This window comes from Streptomyces melanogenes (genome assembly GCF_014649795.1).
Classification (GTDB): Bacteria; Actinomycetota; Actinomycetes; order Streptomycetales; family Streptomycetaceae; genus Streptomyces; species Streptomyces noboritoensis.
Genome location: NZ_BMTS01000002.1, coordinates 323,766 through 342,517, shown reverse-complemented (window position 1 = coordinate 342,517; position 18,752 = coordinate 323,766). Strand labels below are relative to the sequence as shown.

18 protein-coding genes are annotated in these 18,752 nt (G+C 72.8%); 9 read left to right on the top strand and 9 right to left on the bottom strand.

All coding sequences use genetic code 11. From position 1 onward, the window contains the following. Positions 1–76 precede the first annotated feature (76 nt). From IE252_RS05575 to IE252_RS05565, 3 genes are read left to right on the top strand one after another with little or no spacing between them, the layout of a single operon-like run. Positions 77–640 (top strand): GNAT family N-acetyltransferase, encoded by a 564-nt coding sequence (locus IE252_RS05575; protein ID WP_190088154.1) that lies wholly within the window; start codon positions 77–79, stop codon positions 638–640. Positions 641–663: 23 nt separating this feature from the next. Then, a complete protein-coding gene (locus IE252_RS05570) occupies positions 664–1,314 on the top strand; it encodes a pyridoxine/pyridoxamine 5'-phosphate oxidase (RefSeq protein ID WP_190088153.1) in 651 nt (216 codons plus the stop codon). A gap of 57 nt (positions 1,315–1,371) precedes the next feature. Beyond that, positions 1,372–2,586 carry a helix-turn-helix domain-containing protein gene (locus IE252_RS05565; protein WP_190088152.1) on the top strand — a complete coding sequence of 405 codons (1,215 nt, stop codon included), beginning with the start codon at positions 1,372–1,374 and terminating at the stop codon, positions 2,584–2,586. 462 nt (positions 2,587–3,048) lie between these two features. Here the strand turns inward: IE252_RS05565 and IE252_RS05560 are convergent, their stop codons facing one another. Further along, positions 3,049–3,468: a Zn-ribbon domain-containing OB-fold protein gene (locus IE252_RS05560; RefSeq protein WP_190088151.1), complete on the bottom strand. Its 420-nt coding sequence runs from the start codon at positions 3,466–3,468 to the stop codon at positions 3,049–3,051. Further along, the gene (locus IE252_RS05555) at positions 3,468–3,611 is read right to left on the bottom strand and encodes a hypothetical protein (RefSeq protein ID WP_190088150.1); all 144 of its coding nucleotides are present in this window, start codon (positions 3,609–3,611) and stop codon (positions 3,468–3,470) included. Before IE252_RS05555 ends, IE252_RS05560 begins: the two co-directional genes overlap by 1 nt. Before the next feature lie 200 nt (positions 3,612–3,811). Between IE252_RS05555 and IE252_RS05550 the strand changes: the two genes are divergently transcribed. The 4 genes from IE252_RS05550 (at position 3,812) to IE252_RS05535 (ending at position 9,043) form a co-directional block, all read left to right on the top strand. Beyond that, positions 3,812–4,951, top strand: a complete 1,140-nt coding sequence (locus tag IE252_RS05550) for a flavin-containing monooxygenase (RefSeq protein ID WP_190088149.1) — start codon at positions 3,812–3,814, stop codon at positions 4,949–4,951. 340 nt (positions 4,952–5,291) lie between these two features. Continuing rightward, entirely contained in the window at positions 5,292–7,517 is a 2,226-nt protein-coding gene (locus tag IE252_RS05545) for an acetate--CoA ligase family protein (RefSeq protein ID WP_190088148.1), read from the top strand. Next, entirely contained in the window at positions 7,514–8,335 is an 822-nt protein-coding gene (locus IE252_RS05540) for an enoyl-CoA hydratase/isomerase family protein (protein WP_190088147.1), read from the top strand. Before IE252_RS05545 ends, IE252_RS05540 begins: the two co-directional genes overlap by 4 nt. A 111-nt stretch (positions 8,336–8,446) precedes the next feature. After that, on the top strand, positions 8,447–9,043 hold the full coding sequence (locus tag IE252_RS05535; RefSeq protein ID WP_190088410.1) for a flavin reductase family protein: 597 nt from the start codon (positions 8,447–8,449) through the stop codon (positions 9,041–9,043). A gap of 15 nt (positions 9,044–9,058) precedes the next feature. On the opposite strand, the gene IE252_RS05530 is transcribed toward IE252_RS05535, so the two are convergent. Both IE252_RS05530 and IE252_RS05525 read right to left on the bottom strand, forming a co-directional pair. Next, positions 9,059–9,733, bottom strand: coding sequence for a hypothetical protein (locus IE252_RS05530; protein ID WP_190088146.1), 675 nt, complete (start codon positions 9,731–9,733; stop codon positions 9,059–9,061). A 27-nt stretch (positions 9,734–9,760) separates the two neighbouring features. Beyond that, positions 9,761–11,101, bottom strand: coding sequence for an MFS transporter (locus IE252_RS05525; protein ID WP_190088145.1), 1,341 nt, complete (start codon positions 11,099–11,101; stop codon positions 9,761–9,763). Between the two features lie 92 nt (positions 11,102–11,193). Between IE252_RS05525 and IE252_RS05520 the strand changes: the two genes are divergently transcribed. Continuing rightward, positions 11,194–12,186, top strand: coding sequence for a GlxA family transcriptional regulator (locus IE252_RS05520; protein WP_190088409.1), 993 nt, complete (start codon positions 11,194–11,196; stop codon positions 12,184–12,186). Here the strand turns inward: IE252_RS05520 and IE252_RS05515 are convergent. From IE252_RS05515 to IE252_RS05500, 4 genes are all read right to left on the bottom strand, one after another. Continuing rightward, the gene (locus tag IE252_RS05515; RefSeq protein ID WP_190088144.1) at positions 12,106–13,344 is read right to left on the bottom strand and encodes an MFS transporter; all 1,239 of its coding nucleotides are present in this window, start codon (positions 13,342–13,344) and stop codon (positions 12,106–12,108) included. The genes IE252_RS05520 and IE252_RS05515 overlap by 81 nt on opposite strands. Before the next feature lie 67 nt (positions 13,345–13,411). Continuing rightward, a complete protein-coding gene (locus tag IE252_RS05510; RefSeq protein ID WP_190088143.1) occupies positions 13,412–14,461 on the bottom strand; it encodes a Zn-dependent alcohol dehydrogenase in 1,050 nt (349 codons plus the stop codon). Next, positions 14,458–15,594 (bottom strand): acyl-CoA dehydrogenase family protein, encoded by a 1,137-nt coding sequence (locus tag IE252_RS05505; protein WP_190088142.1) that lies wholly within the window; start codon positions 15,592–15,594, stop codon positions 14,458–14,460. Before IE252_RS05505 ends, IE252_RS05510 begins: the two co-directional genes overlap by 4 nt. A gap of 276 nt (positions 15,595–15,870) precedes the next feature. Beyond that, on the bottom strand, positions 15,871–16,803 hold the full coding sequence (locus tag IE252_RS05500) for an SDR family oxidoreductase (protein ID WP_190088141.1): 933 nt from the start codon (positions 16,801–16,803) through the stop codon (positions 15,871–15,873). 86 nt (positions 16,804–16,889) lie between these two features. Here IE252_RS05500 and IE252_RS05495 point away from each other — a divergent pair, with 86 nt between their 5' ends. After that, a complete protein-coding gene (locus IE252_RS05495) occupies positions 16,890–17,828 on the top strand; it encodes a cyclase family protein (protein ID WP_190088140.1) in 939 nt (312 codons plus the stop codon). Positions 17,829–18,116: 288 nt separating this feature from the next. Here IE252_RS05495 and IE252_RS05490 read toward each other — a convergent pair whose 3' ends face one another. Continuing rightward, entirely contained in the window at positions 18,117–18,608 is a 492-nt protein-coding gene (locus IE252_RS05490) for an ATP-binding protein (protein WP_190088139.1), read from the bottom strand. Between the last annotated feature and the right edge of the window lie 144 nt (positions 18,609–18,752).

Here is an 18,752-nt window from a genome sequence, read left to right as displayed (position 1 = left end):
GCCCCTCGCCCCCGGGCGCCTCACACCCGTTTTAACCAGTGGCTCTGCGCGCCCCCACCCCCTCACAATCGCCCCCATGACCACCCCACCCCCCTTCCTCACCACCGACCGCCTCGCCCTCCGCCCCTTCACCGACACCGAGGCCGACCTCGACCTCGTCGTCGAGCTCGACAGCGACCCGGAGGTCATGCGGTACCTCACCGGCGGCCGCCCCATGACCCGGGACGAGATCCGGGCCGGGTCGTTCGGGCGGATGCTGCCGGAGGGCGCGGGGTTCTGGGCGACGCATCTGCGCGACACGGGCGAGTTCATCGGGTGGCACTGCCTGCGCCCCGGGCTCAACGCCCCGCCGGACCACGCGGACCTCGGGTACCGGCTGCGGAAACCGGCCTGGGGCAAGGGGTACGCGCGCGAGGGAGCGCTCGCGCTCATCGAGAAGGGGTTCGGCGAGCTGGGCTACACCCGCATCACCGCGAACACGATGTACGTGAACGACCGCTCCCGGCGCGTCATGGAGCGGTGCGGGCTCACGTACGTCCGTACGTACTTCGAGGAGTGGCCCTACTCCGTCGAGGGCGACGAGCACGGGGACGTCGAGTACGCGCTGACGCGGGAGGAGTGGCTCGCGCGGGGCGACTGAGGCCCACGGGTGACAATCGGCGCATGGAATTCCAGGAGTACCTGCACACCCTGCGCGTCTGGGACGTCGAGCTGCCGCAGTTCGATGTGGAGGCCGCGCCCGACGAGCCCCTGCCGCTCTTCCAGGAGTGGCTGATGCATGCGGGCCGCGCCGGGCAGACCGAGCCGCACACGATGTCGCTCGCGACGGTGGACGGTGAAGGGCAGCCGGACGTACGGACGTTGATGCTCCATGGCGCCGACACGGCCGGGTTTACGTTCGGGTCGCACTCCGGCAGCGCGAAGGGACGTCAGCTGGCGGCCCGTCCCGCCGCGGCGCTCGGGTTCTACTGGCCTGCGGTGGGGCGCCAGGTGCGGGTGCGGGGGGCCGTGCGACCGGCGGACGCCGACGCCGGCCAAGCCGATCTGCACGCACGGTCGACGGGCGCGCTGGCCGCCGCGCTGGTCGGGCACCAGAGCGAGGTGCTGGGGTCCCTGGACGAGCTCGCGGCGGCGTCGGAAACCGCTTGGGCACAGGCGGCGGCCTCGCCGGACACTCCCGTGCCCAGCTGGACGCTGTACGTCCTGGACCCCGTGGAGGTCGAGTTCTTCCAAGGGGATGCCCGGCGGCGACACGTCCGGCTTCGGTATCGCCGTGAGGGGGCGGGGTGGGTACGGGAGTTGTTGTGGCCGTAGGGGGGTCGTGACGCTCTTCCCGTGTTTCCGGTCGAAGCGCGGGCGTAGCGTAAGACCATGGCTTCCGAGCACTTGGGCGACCGGCTGAGTCGTCTGCGTCGCCTCGCCGATCTGACTCAGGAAGGCTTGGCGGAGCGGTCCGGTGTGTCCGTCGACGTCGTGCGCAAGCTGGAACAGAAGCGCAAGCACAGCGCCCGTCTGCCCACGCTCCACGCACTGTCCAAGGGGCTCGGGGTCGAACTCACCAGTCTGTTGGGCGATCCACCCGGCGTACCTTCCACCGGTGAAGCGGACCCTCCGGCCTTGGTCGCCGTACGTCGCGCGATCATGCCGCCACTCTTCGCTCCACCTCCGGAGCCGGCCGGAGCCGAGCGGCTGTCCCCGTCCCTTCTGCGGTCGGAGCTGACCGAGGGGTGGACGCTCTACCACGATGCCGAGTTCGGGCCGCTCATGGAGATACTGCCGGGGATCCTCGCTGATGCCCGTCTCGCAGCTGCTGTGGGCACTCCGGAGCAAAGGGCAGCCGGACAGGCGGCGTTGGGCAAGGCGCTCCAGCTCGGTGGACATCTGGCGATCCGTTTGGGCAAGTCGGACCTCGCGCTGTCAGCTCTGGAACGGGCCATGGAAGCCGCCGGGCAGTCCGCCGATCCCCTCCTACCCGCCATGGTGTCCAACTCCGTCGCATGGGCTTACCAACGCCAGAACCGACTGGATGACGCGCAGCACCTCGCCGTGTACGCGGCGGACGGAGTCGAGAGGGAACACGTCCACACCGCTGAAGGGGTCCGCGTGTGGGGCGGTCTGCTGATGTCGGCGGCGACCAGTTACGCCAGGAACGACGACTACGACACCGCCGACACGATGATGAAGACGGCGGAGAGGGCAGCCGATCGTCTCGCGACGCTCCCGCCCCCGCCGGACGGCAAGCTGGTCTCGGTCTTCAGCCGGTCGTCGGTACGCATCGAGCGCGTCCGCCTCGCCGTTCAGCACGAACGCCCGGAGGAGGCGCTCAACCTGGCCAAGGGGATGCGGCTCAGTAAGGACATCCCGCCGTCATGGCGCACCTGGCTCCTGCTGGACGTGGCGCGTGCGCACACGGACGTGGGAGACGCCGCGGGTGCCGTCCGCGCACTCGAATCGCTGCGGCGGGTGGCGCCGGCGTGGATGCGACACCACACGCTCGCGGTGGCCATCGTCAGCGATCTGTGGGAGTCGTCTTCTCGACCGCCTGGCCTGCGCAAGCTCGCCGAGTTCCTGGGTGTCGCCCATTAGCGTGCTGAGACTGGGACATTGCGTCCCTGTGGAGCGTCGCTGCCCGGCGGAATGATCGCCACACGACCTACTAGGGGACGGCGAGGCGACATGACCAGCAGACGATTCGCAGTGGACAAGAGCACGGATGCCGTCGGCGAGATCGTGGCCGAGTACGAGGGATCCGTATACCTCCGCCCACCCGGCGGCGGAGCCGAATGGAGCACGCCGCCCCACCAGGTACGCCCCTGCACCGAGGCGGAGCTACGTGACGCGCAGTCCCTTTCGAGGCCGGTCGTCACTTTCCCCTGGACGTAAAGGGGCCGCAGGCCCCGCCCCTTCAGGGGCGGGGGGAACTGCGCGAGCAACCCAGCACGGTCCGCAGACGAATGAAGCGGGGTGCAGGGGCCGCAGGCCCCTCAACGGGGTCCGGGGGCACAGCCCCCGGGAAACCGCCTCACCCCACCCCCACCCCCGGAGGGTTCAGGGAACGGGCGGGGTGGGGGCCAACGCAGCCCGGAACACCGGCACCGCCACCCCCCCACCCCGAAACCCCACCACCAGCTCCATCCCGATCCGCAGCGCCGCAGCCCCGCACCCCACCACCTCCGTCATCATCCGCGGCCCCTCCGCCAGGTCCACCACCGCCGCCGTGTACGGGACCCGCGCGCCGAACGGGGGCAGGTCGTTGCGGTGGATCACCGACCAGGTGTAGAGCGTGGCGCGGCCGCTCGCCCGCTCCCAGGTGACGTCCTCGCTCCAGCAGTACGGGCAGAACTCGCGCGGGTAGTGGTGGGCCCGGCCGCACGCCCCGCAGCGGCGGATCAGCAGGTGGCCCTCGGCGGCCGCGTCCCAGTACGGGCGCGTGAAAGCGTCGATCTCCGGGGTTGCGGCATCCGCCATCAGAACCACCCGATCGCGTGATCCACCGACCGCCCCTGCCACGAGACCGTGAAGACCGGGCCGCCCACCAGCGCCACCGGGCCGAGGCCGGTCCACCGAACGGACACCTGCTCCCCGCCGCCGCGCCAGATCGCATCCATCATCCGCAAGCCCCCCATATCAACCCCACCAACCCGACCACCCTCACCGAATCTGACGGTACGTCAGTTCAGCCCACACCCCCACCCCCGCGCAAGGGGTCCCCCGCACCCACCCAGGCAAACTCCGGAGCGTAATCGATTCGTAACCGATTCAGGTCTTGACCGAGACCCATCAAGTGGCAGCGTCGTTACGCTCGGTTCCCATGGCCACCAACGACCCCACCCGCCCTGTCTACGTCATCGGCGCCGGCCCCGGCGGGCTCGCCGTCGCCGCCGCGCTGCGCGGGCGGGGCGTACGGGCCGTCGTGCTGGAGAAGGCCGACGCCGTCGGGGACTCCTGGCGCCACCACTACGACCGGCTGCGGCTGCACACCACCCGGCGGCTGTCCGCGCTGCCGGGGCTCAAGATGCCGCGCTCGTTCGGGCGCTGGGTCGCCCGGGCCGACGTCGTGCGGTATCTGGAGAAGTACGCCCAGGTGCATGAGTTGGAGATCGTCACCGGAGTGGAGGTGTCAGCAATCGAGCGCGCCGACGCGGGCGGCTGGCTGTTGCACGCCACCGGTGGGCGGCGGCTGACCGGGCGGGCCGTCGTGGTGGCGACCGGGTACAACCACACCCCGTACCTGCCCGAGTGGCCCGGCGCCGACTCGTACACCGGCACCCTGCTGCACGCCGGGCAGTACCGGAACCCCGCCCCGTACGCGGGCAAGGACGTCCTCGTCGTCGGCAGCGGGAACACCGGGGCCGAGATCGCCGTCGACCTGGTCGACGGCGGGGCCGGGCGGGTGCGGCTCGCCGTGCGCACCGCGCCGCACATCCTGCGCCGCTCCACCGCCGGCTGGCCCGCCCAGGCCTCCGGGATCCTGGTGCGGCGGCTGCCGGTGCCGCTGGTGGACCGGGCGGCCGGGGCCGTGGCGCGGCTCAGCGTGCCCGACCTGTCCGACAAGGGGCTGCCCCGGCCGGAGACCGGCCTCTACGCGCGCGTGCGGGAAGGCGCCATCCCCGTACAGGACGTGGGGCTGATCGCGGCCGTGCAGTCGGGGCGGGTGGAGCCGGTCGCGGCGGTCGAGTCGTTCGAGGGCGCCAAGGTCGTCCTGGCCGACGGCAGCCGCATCTCCCCCGAGGTCGTCGTGGCCGCCACCGGCTACCGGCGGGCCCTGGAGGGGCTGGTCGGCGAGTTGGGCGTGCTCGACGGGCGGGGCCGTCCCACCGTCCACGGCGGCCGCACCGCGCCCACCGCCCCCGGGCTCTACTTCACCGGGTTCACCAACCCCATCAGCGGCATGTTCCGCGAGCTGGCCATCGACGCCGAGAAGATCGCCAAGGCCGTCGCGCGCTCCTGAAGCCGGTCGGACCGACCGGCGGACCGACGGACCGACCGGCGGACCGACCGACAGGCCTCGGTACGCCTCTCGGACGTCCGGCCGAGTACGCCTCTTGCGCACCACCCGCGTACGCCGTAGTTGGCGCAATGGTGACGGGTAGCCGCCCTGCGGGCGGGTACGGGAAACGTACTCGGCCGGACCTCCGCACGTCCCGGAGCCTTCGGTGAGCCTTTGCCCGCACGACGGTTCCTGACTGGTCGTCAGGTCTGTAATCTGACTATGCGTCAGTTACCAGCCAGTTGCGTCAAGCAAGTCGCGCAAGAGCCATGTTGGCCATCGACCAGGAGCGGGCGGAACGATGCTTGGATCGACTCACGGCACCCTCACGACCGACTTCCGCGCACGGGTGGTCGCCTGCGGCGAGCAGCCCCGGCCCGGCGCCGTCCACGGCACGGCCGCCGCCGAGGGCGATCTGGACGTCAGCGGCCGGCCCCTGCACGCGCCCGTGCCCGACCTCGACCGGTTCTTCCGGCCCGAGTCGCTGGCCGTCGTCGGCGCCTCCGACGCCGAGGGCCGCCCCAACACGGGGATCACCCGCCAGCTGATCGGCTGGGCGGAGCGGGTGGGCGCGCGCGTCCACCCCGTGCACCCCACCCGCGCGTCCGTCTTCGGCCTGCCCTGCTGCGCGTCCGTCGCGGACCTGCCCGAGCAGGTGGACCTGGCCGTGCTGCTGGTCGCCGACCCGCTGCCGCTGATCGACGAACTGGCCGAGGCCAAGGTGAAGTTCGCGGTCGCCTTCGCGTCCGGGTTCGCCGAGACCGGCGAGGACGGCGCCGCCGCGCAGGAGCGGCTGGCCGCCGCCGTGCGGCGCTCGGGGATGCGGCTGCTCGGCCCCAACACCAACCTCAACGCCTTCGAGCGCTTCCGGGACGACCTGGAGGGGCCCGCGATCGCCCTGATCACCCAGTCCGGGCACCAGGGCCGCCCGCTGTTCGCGCTCCAGGAGCTGGGCATCCGCCTCTCCCACTGGGCGCCCACCGGCAACGAGGCCGACCTGGAAGCCGCCGACTTCATCGCGTACTTCGCCGAGCGCCCCGAGGTCGGGGCCGTCGCCTGCTATCTCGAAGGGCTCAAGGACGGGCGGTCCTTCCTCCTCGCCGCCGACCGGGCGGCCCGCGCGCGGGTGCCCGTGGTGGCGGTCAAGGTCGGCCGCACCGAGACCGGGGCGCGCACCGCCGCCTCCCACACCGGCAAGCTGACCGGCGCGGACCAGGTGGTCGACGCGGCGATGCGGCAGTACGGAGTGATCCGCGTCGACGGGCTCGACGAGCTCCAGGACACCTCGGCCCTGCTGGCCCGGGCCCGCCCGCCGGTCGCCGACGGGGTCGTCGTCTACTCGATCTCGGGCGGCACCGGCGCCCACTTCGCCGACCTGGCGACGGCGGCCGGGCTCACCCTGCCCACGCTCTCCGCCGCCAAGCAGGCCGAGCTGCACGAGTGGATACCGCCGTATCTGAACGTGTCCAACCCCGTGGACAACGGCGGCCACCCGGTGGGCGACTGGCGCGGGCGCAAGATCATCGACGCGATCCTCGCCGACCCCGCCGTGGGCGTGCTGATCTGCCCCATCACCGGGCCGTTCCCGCCGATGAGCGACCGGCTGGCGCGGGATCTGGTGGAGGCGGCGGAGCAGACCGACAAGCTGGTGTGCGTGGTGTGGGGCTCGCCGGTGGGCACCGAGGCCGCCTACCGCGAGACACTGCTCGGCTCGTCCCGGGTCGCCACCTTCCGTACCTTCGCCAACTGCATCGGCGCGGTCCGCGCCCACCTCGCCCACCACCGGTTCACCTCCTCCTACCGCTCGCCGTTCGACGAGGCGCCGCGCGTGCCCTCGCCGTCGTTCCGCAAGGCCCAGGCGCTGATGCGGCCGGGCCGCCAGCTGAGCGAGCACGCGGCGAAGCAGCTGCTGCGGGCGTACGGGATCCGGGTGCCGCGCGAGCAGCTGGTGACCAGCGCGGCCGCGGCCGTGCGGGCGGCGGGCCAGGTCGGCTACCCGGTGGTCATGAAGGCCTCGGGCACCCACCTCGCCCACAAGACCGAACTCGGCCTGGTCAAGGTCGGGTTGACCTCGGCGAGCCAGGTGCGGGACGCCTACCGCGAGCTCACCGACATCGCCCGGTACGAGGGCGTCGAGCTGGACGGCGTGCTGGTCTGCCAGATGGTCGCGCGGGGCGTGGAGATGGTCGTCGGCGTCACCCACGACGCACTCTTCGGGCCGACCGTGACCGTGGGCCTGGGCGGGGTCCTGGTGGAGGTCCTGGGCGACGCGGCCGTGCGGGTCCCGCCGTTCGGCGAGGAGCAGGCCCGCGACATGCTCGACGAGCTGCGCGGCCGAGCGCTGTTGGAAGGCGTACGGGGCGGGCCGCCGGTCGACGTGGACGCGCTGGTGGAAGTGGTGCTGCGGGTGCAGCGGATGGCCCTCGAACTCGGCGGCGACCTGGCCGAGCTGGACATCAACCCGCTGATGGTGCTGCCGCGCGGCCAGGGCGCGGTGGCGCTGGACGCACTGGTGGTGTGCTCATGAGCGCCACCGCTTCCGGGGGACTTCGTCCCCTTGAGGAGACCGTACGCCACACCACTGACAGCGGGGTCTCCTGGATCACGCTCGACCGGCCCGAGGCCATGAACGCGGTGACCTGGGAGCAGCGGGAGCGGATCATCGCGCTCCTGGACGCGGCGAGCGCCGACCCGGCCGTCCGGGCCGTGGTGATCACCGCGACCGGGAAGGGCTTCTGCGCGGGCGCCGACCTGCGGGGCGGGGCGGCGGCGGGCGAGCGGGTCGCCGGTGACGTGGCCCGGACGATCCGGCTCGGCGCCCAGCGGCTCGTCGCGGCCGTACTGGACTGCGAGAAGCCGGTGGTCGCGGCCGTCAACGGCACGGCGGCGGGCATCGGCGCGCATCTGGCGTTCGCCTGCGACCTGGTGCTGGCCGCCGAGTCGGCCCGGTTCATCGAGGTGTTCGTACGGCGCGGGCTCGTCCCGGACGGCGGGGGCGCGTATCTGCTGCCCCGGCTCGTGGGGCCGCAGCGCGCCAAGGAGCTGATGTTCTTCGGGGACGCGGTGGCGGCGGCGGACGCCGAGCGCCTGGGCCTGGTCAACCGGGTGGTGCCGGACGCCGAACTGCCCGCCCTGGCCCGGGAGTGGGCGGAGCGCCTGGCGGCGGGCCCGACCCGCTCGCTCGCCCTGGCCAAGCAGCTGGTGAACGCGTCCCTGGACACCGACCGTACGACCGCGTTCGCGGCGGAGGCGGCGGCCCAGGAGATCAACATGACCACCCGGGACGCCCAGGAGGGCGTGGCGAGCTTCGTGGAGCGCAGGACGCCGAAGTACCGGGGGTTGTAGGGGACCACAGGGCTGCCAGGGCAGGCTCGCGGGCCGGGTTTGCCAGTCCCCTGAGGGTTCCGATCTGACGCTCCGTCAGTTTCAATGGGGAACATGATGGGACACGAAGGGATGGCGGCGACCGTCGTCCGATACCTGCGGTCCGTCGGCGCGGCGGCCACCGCCCCCGCCGAGCCCGTCGAGGCGCTGCCCAGGCCGGACTTACGGGCCGTACGGGACGACGAGCGGTTGCCCGTCGACCCCGCCGAGTTCCGCGGTGTCCTCGGCCACTTCGCCACCGGCGTCACGGTCGTCACGGCCCGGGACGAGGCCGGCCCGACCGGCTTCGCCTGCCAGTCCTTCGCCTCCCTCTCCCTCGACCCGCCGCTGGTCGTGTTCATGGTCGGCCGTACGTCGACGACCTGGCCGCGCATCGCCCGCGCGGGCACCTTCTGCGTCAACATCCTGGGGGCCGAACAGGGGCCGCTGTGCCGGGCGTTCGCGGTGAGCGGCGCCGACAAGTTCGCGGGGGTGGCCTTCGACGCGGCTCCCGTGACCGGCTCCCCGCGCCTGCACGGCGTACCGGCCTGGGTGGACTGCCGCATCCAGAACGTGCACACCGGCGGGGACCACCTGATCGTGGTGGGCCGGGTGGAGGCGCTCGGCGGGACGGCGGAGGGGGATCCGCTGCTGTTCCACCGGGGGCGGTTCGGGCGGTTCACGGACTGACCGCGCCGCCCGCGTTCACCAGCGCTGCTCGACGACCTCGCCGCCGCTGCGGGTCTCGATCCGCAGCTTCCCCTTGTCGCCGTACGCCTCGTGGCGCCACGCGGCGAACACCTCCGCGATGCGGCGGCCTTCGTAGTCGCTGCCGCCGGACGGGATGAAGTTCACGGTCACGAGCGCCCTGACGGACTCGCCCTCCTGCTTGAGCCTGGCGGCCACCAGGAAGGGCCACATGCCGTCGTCGGCCTTGGTGAGGTGCTTGGCGTAGTAGTCGGTGAACTCCTGGGTCATGTCGAACCACCCGGCGGGCAGACAGGGCGGGGCGGTGCCCTCGGTGGGCGGCCCGGCGTCACCGGCGTCGTCGTCGGTGATCTCGTCCGTGGGCGGCTCGGAGGAACCGGCACCGTCGTCGGTGGTCTCGTCGATGCCCGGGCCCGACGTTTCGTCGGTCGTCTCATCGGTGGCCCGGGCCGACGCCTGCGCCGACGCCTCCTCGGACGTCTCGTCCACGCCCCCGCCCGACGACCCGTCCTGCGTCGTCTCGTCCGGCGGGCACGGCTGCTTCTCGGCGGCCAGTGACGGCGCCGACGAGGGCCGCCCCTCGCCCGCCGCGCTCCCGGCATTCTCGGTCCCGCATCCGGCCAGTACGGCGCAGAGCAGCCCCGCCACCGCCACGTTCCTCGACTTCGTCATTTCGGCCCCCTCCACAGGAAGAGGGCATCACACCGCCGCGGGTTCCGCCAAAGGCGCGGGCCGGGCGCCGCTGCCCGGGCGGCGGATCACCAGGGCCATCAGCGCGGCCACCGCGCAGAGCGCGCCCGACCCGTACCAGACCATGTCGTACGAACCGAAGGCATCGCGCGCCAGGCCGCCGAGGAAGGCGACGACGGCCGCGCCGACCTGGTGGGAGGCGAGCACCCAGCCGAAGACGATGGCGCTGTCCTCGCCGTAGTGCTCCCGGCACAGCGCGAGCGTCGGCGGGACGGTGGCGACCCAGTCGAGCCCGTAGAAGACGATGAAGAACAGCATCGGCGGGTGGATCGAGGGCGCGAGCAGCATCGGCAGGAAGAGGAGCGAGATGCCGCGCAGGGCGTAGTACGTGGCGAGCAGGCGGCGGGACTCGAAGCGGTCGGTGAGCCAGCCGGAGAAGATCGTCCCCGCCACGTCGAAGATCCCGATGACGGCGAGCAGTCCGGCGGCGGCCGTCACCGGCATGCCGTGGTCGTGCGCGGCGGGCACGAAGTGCGTCTGGATGAGGCCGTTGGTGGACGCGCCGCAGATCGCGAAGGTGCCCGCGAGCAGCCAGAACGGTCCGGTGCGCACGGCCCGGGCCAGCACCTTCAGTGCGCGGGCGGCGGCGCCGGGGACGGGCGCGGGCTTCTCGACGTAGGTGTCGGAGCCGTACGGGGCGAGCCCCACGTCCGCCGGGTGGTCACGAAGGAGCAGCCACACGAACGGCACCACCGCGAGCGCGGCGAGCGCGACCGTCACGGCGGCCGGGCGCCAGCCGTGGTGCTCCACCAGCCACGACAGGACCGGCAGGAAGATCAGCTGGCCGGAGGCGGACGCGGCGGTGAGGATGCCGGTGACCAGGCCGCGCCGCTCGGTGAACCAGCGGTTGGTGACGGTCGCGGCGAACGCCAGCGCCATCGACCCGCTGCCGAGCCCCACGAGCACGCCCCAGCAGAGCATCAGCTGCCAGGCCGAGTCCATGAAGACGGTGAGCCCGGCCCCGGCCGCGATCACGGTGAGCGCGACGGCCACGACCCGGCGGATGCCGAACCGGTCCATCAGCGCGGCGGCGAAGGGCGCGGTGAGCCCGTACAGCGCGAGGTTCACCGAGACCGCCGCCCCGATCGTCCCGCGCGACCAGCCGAACTCCTCGTGCAGCGGATCGATGAGCAGCCCCGGCAACGACCGGAAGGCGGCCGCGCCGATGATCGTCACGAAGGTGACGGCGGCGACGAACCAGGCACGGTGGAAGCGGCGGGCGGGCCGGGGCCGCGGGGCGGGGGCGGCCTGCTGCCCGTCGGGGGCGACGGCATCGGTTGTCTGGGACATGCCCACAGCGTGACGGGGCGGTCCGGTCCGTACGAGTGGCTGGATAGCCATGGTTCGCAGGGATCGGGCCACGTACACTCGGCCCCATGACCGTGCCCCACCGCGTCGTCGTCCTCGCCCTCGACGGCCTGCTCCCCTTCGAGCTCGGTATTCCGCAGCGGATCTTCGGGCGGGCGCGCAGCGGCGGGGAGGGGCGGGAGGCGTTGTACGACGTCATCACCTGTTCGGTGCGGGCGCCGGGGGCCGTGCAGACCGATGCCGACTTCGCTGTGCTCGTCGAGAACGGGCCCGAGGCGCTGGCCCTCGCCGACACCGTCGTCGTGCCCGCCTCGCACGAGCTGGGGCCGGTGTACGAGGAGGGCGTGCTCACGGACGAGCTCGCGCGGGCCTTCGCGTACGTACGGCCGGGGACGCGCATGGTGTCCATCTGCACCGGGAGCTTCGTGCTGGCCGCCGCCGGGTACCTCGACGGGCGGCCCGCCACCACCCACTGGTGGCACGCCCAGCACTTCCAGCGGCTCTTCCCGTCCGTCGCCGTCGACCCGGACGTGCTGTTCGTCGACGACGGGGACGTGCTGACCTCGGCCGGGGTCGCCGCCGGGATCGACCTGTGCCTGCACCTGGTGCGGCGCGACCACGGGGCGGCGGTCGCCAACGACGTGGCGCGGCGGACCGTGGTGCCGCCGCACCGCGAGGGCGGACAGGCCCAGTACATCGAACGGCCGCTGCCCGCCCCGCAGGTGGCGACCACCACGGCCGCCCGCGCCTGGGCGCTCGGGCGCCTGGACGAACCGATCCAGCTGCGGGACATGGCGGAGCAGGAGGCGATGTCCGTACGGACGTTCACGCGCCGGTTCCGCGAGGAGACGGGGCTCAGCCCCGGGCAGTGGCTCACCCAGCAGCGCGTCGAGCGCGCCCGGCACCTGCTGGAGTCGAGCGACCTGTCGGTGGACCGGATCGCCCGCGACGCCGGATTCGGTACGGCGACCTCGCTGCGCCAGCACCTACAGGCTGCGCTCGGGGTCCCGCCGACCGTCTACCGGCGCACCTTCCGCGCCGCCGGAAGCAACTCCGTCACCGGCTGAGCGGTCGCGCGCCGGTTCGCGCAGTACCCCCACCACCGTCAGCAGCAGCGTGAGCCCCACCCCGGCCAGGATCGCCGTCGACGGCGCCACCGAGCGCAGCAGGACGCCGGAGAGGGTGCCGGTGACCGCGTAACCCGCGCCGACGGCCGCGTACATCACCGAGTACCCGGCGGCCAGCGCGCTCGGCGGCAGCACCTCGCGCAGCAGCAGGTTGCGGGTGAGCATCGCCCCGGCTTGGAGAACACCCGCGAGTACCAGGAGGCCCGCCAGCCACACCGCGCCCGGCACCAGCGCGACGAGCGCCACGCACCCCGAGACCGCGAGCAGCAGCACCAGGCTCTGCGCGCGCAGGGTGCCGGGCCAGGAGCGCAGCCCGTACACGAACGCGCCCGCCGCCGACCCGGCCGAGAACCCGGCGAGCAGCGGGCCCGCCCAGCCGAGCGCGAGGCCGCGCTGCTCCAGCAGGGCGGGCAGGACGAGTTCGGCCAGGGCGAGCAGGGAGATGCCGGCCGCGCCGGTCACGTATACCGGCCAGGCCCGCCACAGCACCCGGCGCATCGGCTCGCCGCCCCGGTCGGCGGTGTCGGACCGCCAGCCCGGCGGCAGCGCCCACAGCCCTGCGACGGCGGCGGCCATCAGCCCGGCCGCGAGCAGCATCGGAAGGTATGGGAGCACGCTCAGCGCCAGCCAGGTGGTGACGGCCGGGGTCACCGACCAGATGCCGAATATCAGCATCGACTCGGCGCTGACCGCCTGTTGGACCGCCTTCTCGGGCACCAGCGAGGCGAGCATCGCGCGCAGTCCCCCGGAGGTCGCGGCGGGCGCCGCCCCCGCGACGAACGCGGCGGCACCGAGCACCACCGGGTGCGCGTCGTGGGCGAGCCCGAGCGCGGCGAACCCGACGGCTCCGCCCGCGAGCCCCAGCGCCAGGTGCGGCCGGGCCCGCTCGGCGCGCAGCCGCATGCCGAGCAGGGGGGCGCCGACGATCTCGCCGAGGACGTAGACGGCGGCGAGCACCGCGCCGAGGGTGTAGCCGCCGGGCCGATCGCGGACCATGAAGACGACGGCCAGCGGCGCCATCGCGACCGGAGCACGCGCCCCGACGGCGACGAGCGCCCAGGTCAGGACGGGGCGCGTGGCGAGGTCGCGGTAGCTCATGGGGCCGAAGATAGCCGGGGGGCAAGGGGTGCCCACAAACGGATTTCGACGCTCGGCGGGCCCGCCCTCAGAAGGTCAGCACCCCGCGCGCCACCCTCCCCTGCCGCGCGTCCTCGACCGCCTTGGCGAATTCCTCCACGGGGTACGTCTCCGTCACCAGCTCGTCGAGGAGCAGGACGCCGCTGCGGTACAGCTCGGCGTACCGGGGGATGTCGTGCTGCGGCCGCGAACTCCCGTACCGGCAGCCGAGGATGGACTTGTCCAGGAACATCGCGGCGGGCGCGAACGTCGCCTCGGCGGTCGGCGCGGGCATCCCGAGCAGGATCGCCTGGCCGTGCCGGTCGAGCAGGTCGACGGCCTGGCGGACGAGCCCGACGTGGCCCACGCACTCGAAGACGTGGTCGGCGCCGGTCGCCAGGACCTCCCGTACGCCGTCCACCGACGTCAGGAAGTGGGTGGCGCCGAACTGCCGGGCGGCGGCCTGCTTCGCCGGGTTGGTGTCGACGGCGACGACCGTCCGCGCGCCCGCGATCCGGGCGCCCTGAAGGACGTTGAGGCCGATGCCGCCGGTGCCGATGACGACGACGGTGTCGCCGCGGTCGACGCGGGCCCGGTTCAGTACGGCGCCCACACCGGTGAGGACGGCGCACCCGATGAGAGCGGCGGAGGAGAGGGGCAGGTCGGGGGGGATCTTCACGGCCTGGACGGCCTTGACCACCGTACGTTCGGCGAAGGCGGAGTTGGAGGCGAACTGGTGGACGGGGTCGCCGCCGCGCGAGAACGGCCGCCCGGGCCGTCCGATCGCCCTGCGGCACATGGTGGGCCGCCCCCGGTCGCAGTCCGCACAGGCCCCGCAGTTGGCAAGGGTGGAGAGCGCCACGTGGTCGCCGGAGGCGACATGGGTGACGCCCGCGCCGACCGCCTCGACGACGCCCGCGCCCTCGTGGCCGAGCACCACGGGCACGGGGAAGGGGATCGTGCCGTCGATGACGGACAGGTCGGAGTGGCAGAGCCCGGCGGCCGCGATCGCCACCCGGACCTCGCCGGGCCCCGGGTCGCGTACCTCCAGGTCGTCGACCACCTGCGCGTGCGTACCGTCGAACAGAACACCTCTCACTGGCCCCGTGCCTCCCTTGGCAGGCCGAGCACCCGCTCGGCGATGATGGTGCGCTGGATCTCGTCGGAGCCGCCGTAGATCGTGTCGGCCCGCGAGAAGAGGAACAGCCGCTGGAGCGGGTCGAGTTCGTACGGTCGCTCCTCGCTCCAGTCGTACGGGCCCACCGTGCCGGCCGCGCCCCGTACGGCCATGGCGAGCTCACCGAGCCGCTGGTGCCAGCCGCCCCAGAGGAGCTTGGCGACGCTGGGGGCGGCGGGGTCGTCGCCGCCCAGGGTGCGCAGGGCGTTCCAGCGCATGGTGCGGAGCTCGGCCCATTGGCGGACGAGGCGGTCGCGGAGGAGGGGGTCGGCTTCGCCCGACCGCCGGATCACGTCCTCCAACTCCGCCTCGAACCCGATCTGTTGGACCAAGGTGGAGACTCCACGCTCGGCGGCGAGGAGGTCCATGGCGACGCGCCAGCCGTTGCCCTCGCCGCCGACGACATGGTCGGGGTCGGCGCGGGCCCCGTCGAAGAAGACCTCGTTGAACTCGCTCGTCCCCGTCAGCTGCCGGATCGGCCGCACCTCGACCCTGCCGTCCGGCTGGTCCATGGGGACGAGGAGGAGGGAGAGCCCGTGGTGGCGGTGCGAGCCGGGTTCGGTACGGGCGAGCACGAAGCACCAGTCGGCTTCGTGGGCGTGCGAGGTCCAGATCTTCTGCCCGGTGAGGCGGTACGGGCCGGTGGCGTCGCGGGTGGCCGTGGTGCGGACGGCGGCGAGGTCGGATCCGGCGCCGGGTTCGCTGTAGCCCTGGCACCAGATCGTCTCGCCGCGGGCGATGCCGGGGAGGAAGCGGGATTGTTGGGCGGGGGTGCCGTGGGTGAGGAGGGTGGGGGCGAGGAGGTTCTCCCCTATGTGGCCCGGCCGGGGTGGGGTGTTCTCTGTCCGGGCGTACTCCTCGGCCCAGACGACCTGTTGGGTGAGGGTGGCGGTCCGGTTCCCGTACGGGGTGCCCCCCCACCCGAGCCCGATCCACCCGCCCTCGCCGAGGGTCCGTTCCCAGTCCCTTCCCGACGGGTCGGGTGGGTGGGTGTCGAGCCAGGCGCGGGCGTGGCGGCGGAAGGTGTCGTCTTCTGGGGGGAAGGTGAAGTCCATTGCGGCTGCCTCTCTGTTCGCGGGGCGGGGGATCCCCCACCCCACCCCTTCCCGGCTGTGACATTTGCGGCTCCGCCGCGTGGCCTCTGGCGGGCGGCCGGGTTCGTCGGCTGCGGGCCGTCCCCAACTGGTCGCGCAGTTCCCCGCGCCCCTAGGTAGTTAGGGGCGCGGGGAGCGCGACCAGCCATCCACGGTCCGCAGACGAACACAGACCCTGGGGTCCGGGGGCGAAGCCCCCGGCAGACCACCTCAACCCCCCACCCACCCCCGGAGGGTTTAGGGAAGGGGCGGGGTGGGGGCATTCGGGCGGGTGCCGGACGTCGCCGCTCGCTCCATCTCCCCCACCCGCTCCAGCAGCGGCATCGGATCCACCCCCACACCCCCCGGAAGGAAATCCGCGATCCGCTCCGGCGTCCACGCGCCCTCAGCCACATACCCCGCCCGAAGCTCCCGCGGCTGTGCCCACACCGCGATCTTGGGCCCGGCCACGGTGTACACCTGCCCGGTGATCCCGGCCGCACGGGCCCGCTCGCTCAGCAGATAGACCACGAACGCCGCCACATCCTCCGGCTCACCGATCTCCTTGAGTTCGAGGGGGACGTTGGCGGACATCCGGGTACGGGCGACGGGCGCCACCGCGTTCGCCGTCACCCCGTACTTGTGCAGCCCCAGCGCCGCACTGCGTACCAGCGAGATCACACCCCCCTTCGCCGCGCTGTAGTTGGCCTGCGCCACACTCCCCTGGTGGTTCCCGCTGGTGAACCCGATCAGCGTGCCCGTGCCCTGCTTCCGCATCACCGCGGAGGCGGCCCGGAACACCGTGAACGTGCCCTTGAGGTGGGTGGCGACCACCGGGTCCCACTCCTCCTCCGTCATGTTGAAGAGCATGCGCTCGCGCAGGATCCCCGCCACGCACACCACCCCGTCCACCCGGCCCCACCGGGTGAGCGCGGTGTCGACGATCCGTTGGCCGCCCTCCATCGTGGAGATGTCGTCGGCGACCGCCACCGCCTCGCCGCCCGCCGCCTCGATCTCCTTGACGACCGCGTCCGCGATCTCGCTGCTGGGCGAGGCGCCGTCGATGGAGACGCCGTAGTCGTTGACGACGACCTTCGCACCCTGGGCCGCCACCGCGATCGCCACCGCGCGGCCGATGCCGCGCCCCGCCCCGGTCACGGCGACCACCTTGCCTGCCAAGAAGTTCCCCACACCCGGCCCCTTCCCGCGGTTTCTGACGGACCGTTAGATTTTAGAGCCCGGCAGCCACCGGAAGACAAGACCCAGGGAGGGCCCACATGCCAGCAGCCTCCGCACTGCCCCCCGAGTTCCACGACATCGCCAAACGCGTGAACAACTGGGGCCGTTGGGGCCCGGACGACGAGATCGGCACGCTCAACCTGATCACCGACGACGTCGTACGCGAGGCCGCCGCCACCGTCCGCACGGGCCGCCGCATCCCCCTCGCGCTCCCCCTGGAGCAGAACGGCGTCCAGACCGGGCTGATCCCCGGCCGGGTCAACCCGCTGCACACGATGGTGCAGATCAACCAGGAGATCTTCGGCCCGGGAACGGTCGCCACCAGCGACGACGCCGTGACGTTCGGGCTCCAGGCCGCCACCCACTGGGACGCGCTGACCCACGTCTCGCACTCCGGCCGCATCTACAACGGCCGCCCCGCCACCACCATCACCGCCCACGGCGGCGCCGAGTTCAGCGGGATCGACAAGCCCCGCCACCTCGTCTCGCGCGGCGTCCTGCTCGACGTGGCCCGCGCCCACGGCGTGGACCGGCTGCCCGGCGGCCACGCGGTGACCCCCGAGGACCTGGCGGCGGCCGAGGAGCTGGGCGGCGTCACCGTACGCGCGGGTGACATCGTGCTCGTACGCACCGGGCAGATCCAGCTGTGCCTCGGCGGCGACAAGCACGCGTACGGATTCCCCTCGCCGGGCCTCTCGATCCGTACGCCCGAGTGGTTCCACGCGCGCGATGTCGCGGCCGTCGCCAACGACACCCTCACCTTCGAGATCTTCCCGCCGGAGGTCGAGAACCTGTGGCTGCCGGTGCACGCGCTCGACCTGGTGGAGATGGGGATGATCCAGGGCCAGAACTGGAATCTCGAAGAGTTGTCCACAGCCTGTGCGGAAGAGCGGCGGTACGCGTTCTGGCTGTCGGCGATGCCCGAGCCGTTCGTGGGCGCCACGGGGACGCCGGTCGCGCCGGTCGCCGTGCTCTAGAGGGGGCAGCCCGGCACATCCACGGGTGGCGGCGCGTCATGCGCACCCCGAGCACGGCACGGCGGCCGCCACCCGGCTGCGGCGTGCTCGCCCTGCTCCCCATGCCCTGAAGGAGCCTTGCCCTGAGCTCACGCCGAGCCACGACCCGCACTCGCCGAGGAGAGCCAGGACCGACCCAGGACGGACCAAGGGCCAGTCCGCGCCCTCGACGTCCCCTCGCGACGAATCGCTCATCCAAGGGTGATCAGGCCGACACGACGCGTCAACACCTAGTGAAAGCTATGCCGCTTACGCCCGATTTGTGACAGCGCACGACGGCTCATACGCGCCCGGCTCGAACGCCCCGCCGGTGCGCTCCGGCGCGCCCCCGTCGCAGCACCGGTCCACCTCGCACCAGATCGACTTGCCCTTGCCCTCGGGCTGCCAGCCCCAGCGGTCGGCGAGGCCGTCGACCAGCTCAAGACCACGGCCGTTGGTGTCGTCGCCGTCCGCGTGGCGCGGCTTGGGGGCGCACGCGCTGGTGTCGGCCACCTCGACCCGGACCGTGCCGCCGTCGGCCGGTCCGCCGACGGGGCCGAACAGCATCCGCAGCACGGCGGGGCAGCCGGTGTGCACCACCGCGTTGGTGACGAGCTCCGAGATCAGCAGGATCAGCGTCTCGGCGAGCGGCTCGTCCAGCCGTATCCCCGACCCGGCCAGCCGCGAGCGAGCCCATCTGCGAGCGCGCCCCACCTCGGCGGGGTCGGCTCCGACCTCCAACTGAACCTGAAGCACCTGCACCGCTCACACCATCCGAACCGGCGGACACATCGCCTCGCGCCTCGACAAGTTCACGGAACGTGATTTCCTTACGAGACAGCATGGTTGACGTACAGTCACCGCAACAAGCGCTTCAGGCATATTCCAGCGCGAAGGAGTACGCGT

What these genes read in the sequence shown, in the direction of transcription:
- IE252_RS05575 (WP_190088154.1), top strand. Translation starts at nt 77, where the DNA reads ATGACCACCCCACCCCCCTTCCTCACCACCGACCGCCTCGCCCTCCGC.
- IE252_RS05570 (WP_190088153.1), top strand. Translation starts at nt 664, where the DNA reads ATGGAATTCCAGGAGTACCTGCACACCCTGCGCGTCTGGGACGTCGAG.
- IE252_RS05565 (WP_190088152.1), top strand. Translation starts at nt 1,372, where the DNA reads ATGGCTTCCGAGCACTTGGGCGACCGGCTGAGTCGTCTGCGTCGCCTC.
- IE252_RS05560 (WP_190088151.1), bottom strand. Translation starts at nt 3,468, where the DNA reads ATGGCGGATGCCGCAACCCCGGAGATCGACGCTTTCACGCGCCCGTAC.
- IE252_RS05555 (WP_190088150.1), bottom strand. Translation starts at nt 3,611, where the DNA reads ATGATGGATGCGATCTGGCGCGGCGGCGGGGAGCAGGTGTCCGTTCGG.
- IE252_RS05550 (WP_190088149.1), top strand. Translation starts at nt 3,812, where the DNA reads ATGGCCACCAACGACCCCACCCGCCCTGTCTACGTCATCGGCGCCGGC.
- IE252_RS05545 (WP_190088148.1), top strand. Translation starts at nt 5,292, where the DNA reads ATGCTTGGATCGACTCACGGCACCCTCACGACCGACTTCCGCGCACGG.
- IE252_RS05540 (WP_190088147.1), top strand. Translation starts at nt 7,514, where the DNA reads ATGAGCGCCACCGCTTCCGGGGGACTTCGTCCCCTTGAGGAGACCGTA.
- IE252_RS05535 (WP_190088410.1), top strand. Translation starts at nt 8,447, where the DNA reads ATGGCGGCGACCGTCGTCCGATACCTGCGGTCCGTCGGCGCGGCGGCC.
- IE252_RS05530 (WP_190088146.1), bottom strand. Translation starts at nt 9,733, where the DNA reads ATGACGAAGTCGAGGAACGTGGCGGTGGCGGGGCTGCTCTGCGCCGTA.
- IE252_RS05525 (WP_190088145.1), bottom strand. Translation starts at nt 11,101, where the DNA reads ATGTCCCAGACAACCGATGCCGTCGCCCCCGACGGGCAGCAGGCCGCC.
- IE252_RS05515 (WP_190088144.1), bottom strand. Translation starts at nt 13,344, where the DNA reads ATGAGCTACCGCGACCTCGCCACGCGCCCCGTCCTGACCTGGGCGCTC.
- IE252_RS05505 (WP_190088142.1), bottom strand. Translation starts at nt 15,594, where the DNA reads ATGGACTTCACCTTCCCCCCAGAAGACGACACCTTCCGCCGCCACGCC.
- IE252_RS05495 (WP_190088140.1), top strand. Translation starts at nt 16,890, where the DNA reads ATGCCAGCAGCCTCCGCACTGCCCCCCGAGTTCCACGACATCGCCAAA.